This window comes from uncultured Nitrosomonas sp. (assembly GCF_902826915.1).
In the GTDB taxonomy this organism is placed as follows: Bacteria; Pseudomonadota; Gammaproteobacteria; order Burkholderiales; family Nitrosomonadaceae; genus Nitrosomonas.
In genome coordinates this window covers 1-6352 of record NZ_CADEGP010000105.1, presented here as the reverse complement: position 1 = coordinate 6352, position 6352 = coordinate 1, and the positions used below count along the sequence as shown (strand labels likewise).

The 6352-nt window shown below is 39.2% G+C and carries 3 protein-coding genes and 1 pseudogene; 1 reads left to right on the top strand and 3 read right to left on the bottom strand.

What is annotated here, in order from left to right; genetic code table 11:
* Positions 1-216: 216 nt before the first annotated feature.
* The 3 genes from QZV86_RS13100 to QZV86_RS13090 form a co-directional block, all read right to left on the bottom strand.
* Complete coding sequence (locus QZV86_RS13100) at positions 217-1380, bottom strand: glycoside hydrolase (RefSeq protein ID WP_295629003.1); 1164 nt, start codon at positions 1378-1380, stop codon at positions 217-219.
* A 644-nt stretch (positions 1381-2024) separates the two neighbouring features.
* Entirely contained in the window at positions 2025-3179 is a 1155-nt protein-coding gene (locus QZV86_RS13095) for a glycoside hydrolase (RefSeq protein ID WP_295629001.1), read from the bottom strand.
* A 502-nt stretch (positions 3180-3681) separates the two neighbouring features.
* Positions 3682-4845, bottom strand: a complete 1164-nt coding sequence (locus QZV86_RS13090) for a glycoside hydrolase (protein ID WP_295628998.1) — start codon at positions 4843-4845, stop codon at positions 3682-3684.
* Positions 4846-6178: 1333 nt separating this feature from the next.
* Between QZV86_RS13090 and QZV86_RS13085 the strand changes: the two are divergent.
* Positions 6179-6298, top strand: a pseudogene (locus tag QZV86_RS13085) (transposase); the annotation flags it as partial.
* Positions 6299-6352 lie beyond the last annotated feature (54 nt).

Genomic DNA, 6352 nt, shown 5'->3' with positions numbered 1-6352 from the left:
TGAAGCGGCTGATCTAAGATAGCGATTGATGCGGTTTTTCAGGGCCGACTATGTAGTTTTAAACAGATTAATATATCAAACACAAGATTAGTTTGCCGTGTTTGGTAACCGAGCTACGCGACATTTCTCGTACTTGTGTAGATCTGATCTGGCAATCACTACGTTAAATCGAGTGATTGCCAGATCAGATCGTGATTACTGTATATCAGAAAAATACTAATTCCATATACAAGAAGGATATGCCTTTGGGCAGGCAGATCTTAAACCACCGGACGGAGTGCTAGTTTGCCTTTTCCAGCGCATTACCTCTAAAACTTGATTAACATATTTGGGGATGCGTTGCCAAAATATGTAATTGGATTTTAAATCATCGCGTGCGAATACCAAAAGCTCCTGAACTGTTGGCACATGGCCTTTTTTATCGCCGCGCGTATTTAAATAATTGACTTTCTCAACTGTCGGTGCGATAGGTACAATTCCTGAGAGCTGAGAGAAATACTTGTAAGCTCCTGGGGGGGAATACTGATTACCACGAAAATTCAACCCTGGCTCATCCGGATAAACATCCGGGCAACCGAGAGCCCCTCCCATTTTTACCATGGCTGAAGTGATTTGCTTGAGATATTCGCGTGGATAGTTTATTTCTTGAATCGTCATGGTGTTGGGAAAAAATGTACGTGCTTTCTGTTGCACAATGATTAGATTGTCAAACCATTTATCAGCCTGAGCCGTTGTCAGCGGTGTGACCGCTTGCCCCATGGCCGTTTCTATCATGCCGATCCCTTCGAAATTCGGGTGAGAATTGTAACGCTGACCCAATGCCTTGAATAAGGCGATCAAGCGGTCGCGTACATAGGGATTCCATAATTTAATATTTCGACCATCGATGGTAGTTGATCCCCAATCTCTGAATGGAAATGCACCACCTTCATATTTGGGTGCTTTTAAATAATCCGGTATGAGCTTCCAGTCAGCCTCGAATGATTTTGTCTGCACCTGAATAACCAAGCGTTTGTTCATAGCAGTGAGTTTGGCAAGATGCTTGTCGATGGATGAGAAATCATATACGCCGGGAGATTTTTCCAGCCAGCCCCATAAGTACCGTAGTTGCATTCCACGCAGCGCAGGTGTTGCTTTTAATTCTCTATAGACTTTTGCCATGTAGATCGGATCGTCATTAGCCCAATTTTGAATGGTGTAATAGTGACCTGGATGCCATTTTATGCCGGTGCTTTTAGTTGGAATTGGGGCTGCACCTACTATTCCAGCAGGTGCAACAATCATGCATATAACGAATAATGCCGCAATGGCTAGAGCATTTATCCGTCGGTTAATGGTGGGTAAGATAATTCTCGATTTTATGAAATTTATTCTATCCATATAAGTTTCCTTTGATGATTTTGAAGAAGTTTTGGTGTTATCCAAAATTTGAATAATGTTTCAGAAGATTTTCTAATTCACGAAATACAACCTATGATTGAAAACCGTTTACGTGTCTATTACATATGATTACCTCCCTTGAGTTTTTCTTAAAGTAATCTCTGGTTTCGGGTACTGTTCTATTTCTGATTGGAGAAATTCGTGAGCGTCTTTCAGAAATGCATTATTCAGAAAATAATGTTTACTAACCCGAGCCAGAGATTTTTTGAATGCTGCTGTAAAAGCAGAAGGTTGGTTTTTCTAATGTTCAGATGATCGCTCTTATTCTCTTCGGCTTGCCTAGCAGGCTATGCTGGAGATGTGATACAAAAACTATCTTTGGGAGTTTTTACAAGAATTATTTGTGTTGCTGATCATTTTCAAGAGAATACGGCATATGAATATCCACAGAAGTATCAGCTTAACCCTACTAAACAATCAGTAGTTTTGGTATCTGTTTTATCAGACGGGTAATTTTCTGGCGTAACATTAAAGGGCGAACTGACCAGCGAATTATTTGTAGTAGTTTAGACCTGAATCGACAGTTACGAAATTTGGTGAAGTATTTGTCGAGTCCGGTCGTGACTACTACAGGTATAAAGTAATTAATTCTTTATGCACGAAGGGTAAGCACTCGGGCAGGCTGCTTTCAAGCCCCCTGAAGGAGTAGTTCTTTGATTTTTGAAGCTCATTACCTCTAGAACTTGATTGACATACTTGGGGATGCGTTGCCAGAATATATAATTGGCTTTTAAATCATCGCGCGCGAATACTAGAAGCTCCTGAATGGTCGGTACATGGCCTTTTTTATCACCGCGCGTATTTAAATAATTGACCTTCTCAACTGTTGGAGCGATAGGTACAACTCCGGATAGTTGAGAGAAATGATGGTAAGCGCCTTTAGGAGAACCAGTAAAATTTAAACCGGGTTCATCCGGATAGACATCCGGACAACCGAGCGCACCTCCCATTTTTACCATTGCGGTAGTGATTTGTTTTAGATATTCGCGTGGATAGTTTATTTCTTGAATCGTCATGGTGTTGGGAAAGAATGTACGCATTTTTTGTTGCACAATGATTAAATTGTCAAACCATTTATCTGTCTGCGCGGTTGTCAATGGTTTTACCGCTTGTCCCATGGCCGTTTCTATCATGCCAATACCTTCAATATTGGGGTGTGAATTGTAGCGCTTACCCAGTGCCTTATGTAAGGCAATAAGTCGGTCACGCACATTCGTGTTCCATAGCTTAATATTATAGCCGTCTATAGTTTTAGATCCCCAGTCTCTGAATGGAAATGCACCGCCTTCATATTTAGCTGCCTTTAAATAATCTGGTATAAGCTTCCAGTCAGCCTCGAATGATTTTGTCTGTACTTGAATAACCAGGCGTTTGTTCATGGCAGTAAGTTTGGAAAGATGTTTATCGATTATGGAGAAATCATAAACGCCCGGTGATTTCTCCAACCAGCCCCATAAGAAACGCATTTGCATTCCACGCAATGCAGGCGTTGCTTTTAATTCTTTATAAACTTTTGCCATATAAATCGGATCGTCATTAGCCCAATTTTGAATGGTGTAATAGTGACCTGGGTTCCATTTTACCCCAGTGGTTCCGGGAGGTATTGGCGCTGCTTGTGCTGTTCCGAAAGAAGCATGCATTATGCATAGAACGAATAAAACCACAATGGATAGAGTATTTATTCGTTTATTTTTAATCGGTAAGATAACGTTTCGTTTCATAAAATTATCAATTTTCATATCAGATTCCTTTGTTGTGTATGAGCAGGTTATTGTGTCGTTTAAAATTTGAAGAAATGTTCCGGAAGGTTTGCTGCAATCTGCAAATGAAAATTATTTACACATGATTACCTCCATTGAGTTTTTTTACAGCAATCTCTTTTCTCGAGTATTGTTTTATTTCTGATTGGAGAAATTCGTGAGCGCCTTTCAGAACTGCATAATGTAGAAAAGATAATGCCTGCTTCCAAAGTTGAAAATTTTTCAATGTTGAAATATATAAGCTATTGGCTCTTAAGATTTCATTAGAGTTCGATTATCTTACTTATCATATAGTTATTATTTGTGGGAAACGAGATGCGTAATCCTATTAATGAGGGCCTTGTGCGATATTGCTTGAGTTGCTTACAATAAGGACTCCTCTGAATACTGCATATGCATCCCACAAAAGTATTGCTCAGTGCTATTAGGTCACTAGTGATCTGGTAGCAACTACTAGTCATCATACAATTGGAAAAAATTATTAATTCCTTATACAAGAAGAATAAGTGCTTGGGCAGGCTGCTGCCAAGCCACCTGATGCTGTAGTTTTCTGACTGTTATAGCTCATTACCTCTAATACTTTATTGACGTATTCTGGAACGCGTTGCCAGAATATATAATTAGATTTTAAATCATCGCGTGCGAATACCAGGAGTTCTTGGATAGTTGGTACATGACCTTTTTTATCGCCGCGTGTATTTAAATAATTGACTTTCTCAACTGTCGGTGCGATAGGCACTGTGCCCGAAAGTTGAGAGAAATACTTGTAAGCGCCTGGGGGAGAATATTGATCTCCAGGAAAGTTTAAACCTGGTTCATCAGGATAAACATCAGGACATCCGAGAGTTCCTCCCATTTTCACCATCGCTGAAGTGATTTGCTTGAGATATTCGCGTGGATAGTTGATTTCTTGAATCGTCATGGTATTGGGAAAAAATGTGCGTGTTTTCTGTTGTACAATGATTAAATTGTCAAACCATTTGTCAGCCTGAGCCGTTGTCAGCGGTGTGGTCGATTGCCCCATGGCCGTTTCTATCATGCCGATCCCTTCGAAATTCGGATGAGAATTGTAACGCTGACCCAATGCCTTGAATAAGGCGATCAAGCGGTCGCGTACATAGGGATTCCATAATTTAATATTTCGACCATCGATGGTAGTTGATCCCCAATCTCTGAATGGAAATGCACCACCTTCATATTTGGGTGCTTTTAAATAATCCGGTATGAGCTTCCAGTCAGCCTCGAATGATTTTGTCTGCACCTGAATAACCAAGCGTTTGTTCATAGCAGTGAGTTTGGCAAGATGCTTGTCGATGGATGAGAAATCATATACGCCGGGAGATTTTTCCAGCCAGCCCCATAAGTATCGTAGCTGCATTCCGCGCAGTGCAGGCGTTGCTTGAAGTTCTTTGTAAACTTTTGCCATATAGATTGGGTCGTCGTTTGCCCAATTTTGAATGGTGTAATAATGACCTGGATTCCATTTGATTCCAGTGGTTCCGGGAGGTAGTGGTGCTGCTTGTGCTGATACCCAGGGAGCAAGAATCATGTACATGATAAATAATATTGCCATGGATGTAGCATTTGTCCGCTGCACTATATTCGATAAAATAATATGTGATTTCATGAGATTATCTCCGGTCATATAAGACTCCTTTGATGAGTTTGAAGAGATTACGGTACTACCCAAAATTTAATAAATTGCTTTAAAAGGTTATCTAATTCACTTGATATTACTTGTGAATGAAAACTATTATTCACGCCTTGGATTTCTTAAATAACACCCTCCATTGAGTTTTCCTTGTGTAGTAGCTTCTTTCGAGTATTGTTCTATTTCTGATCGGAAATTTCGTGAACATCTTCCAGAGATGCATCATCAAAATAAATATACCTACTATTCAGAGACGGAAAGCTTTATTAATGTCGAAATACGTAAGGTACTGGTTTCTGATATTCCAATATAATGTATTTATCTATCATGGGGTTGTGCATTTTTTGGGAAGAGTGATCGCAAACCTAACTATGAAGGTCTTGATCGAGAATTTCTTCAGTTGCTGACAGTACTCCCCCGAATACTGCGTGCCAATTCCACAAAAAGTATCACTTAACGCATTTGATCCACCGGCAGATCTGGTGACTTTGCTAGATGAAATGTTGGAAGCTTATATTTTCTAACATAGTATGGCAAAGTCAGTCGACCAGCGATTTATCAGATTTAAAATACTGTCAGACGAGAGAAATCCATTCTAAGCAGTTATATAAATTTATTTTATTAAGCTATCGCTTGATGATGGTTGGTTTTCGTGAGCCGAGAAATTTTCTCTCAAGGCGAAAGTAGAATTAGAGCTGTGTAAAATGAGCAAAAGATCTTAATTATATGTATTTGTTACAATGGTTGTCTTTTCGACTCAAAATTAGCGATTACAAATTAGACTGCGTATTTGAATACGTTTGTTGTTACATTATCAGTATTAGCCAGCAACTAATACTATCATCTGCTCACAACATACTCGCATCATCAAGTAGCTTGATAAATTAGGTTTTTATGTCGCTGAATTTTTTTCATAAATAAGTAACGATATTACGTAGGTCGCTAATGTTTCGGCGACTGTGGTCATTGCGGATTTTTTCGTCATTAATTTCATTGTAGTTTTCCTTTGAAAATTAAATTCTCATCAATTTAGTTTTTCCTAATCTTGATAAATGACATCAAATAGTGCGAGATATTTTCCCGCACGTCAGTACTATACGTGGGAATATTGACCACGTCAATAATTATGGTAATTATTCTAAATAGTAATGTTAAATATTATCTATGTTTTAATTCAGTATGTTATGAATTTCTTATCGAGTTATTTGCTTTTTAGTGAGTGATCTAGGGACGATCGGGCCAAGTTGCATATATCCGTGATCAATAGGTATTTCTATTAATCTCTACCGGGTTTAATTCCTCGCCCCTTGGGGCGTAAAATATTCGCGTGAGCGAATATATACATAAGCGACATAACGTAACAACATTGCTTTATCACTTGGTATTTCCAGCGAAATATCGTCGCGCTGTGTTCGATGAGGCAGTAGATAAGAGACTGCGAGATGTGTGAGGTATGCTTATTTTCATGGAGTCCGAAGTTTCATAAGATGAAGACATGAAA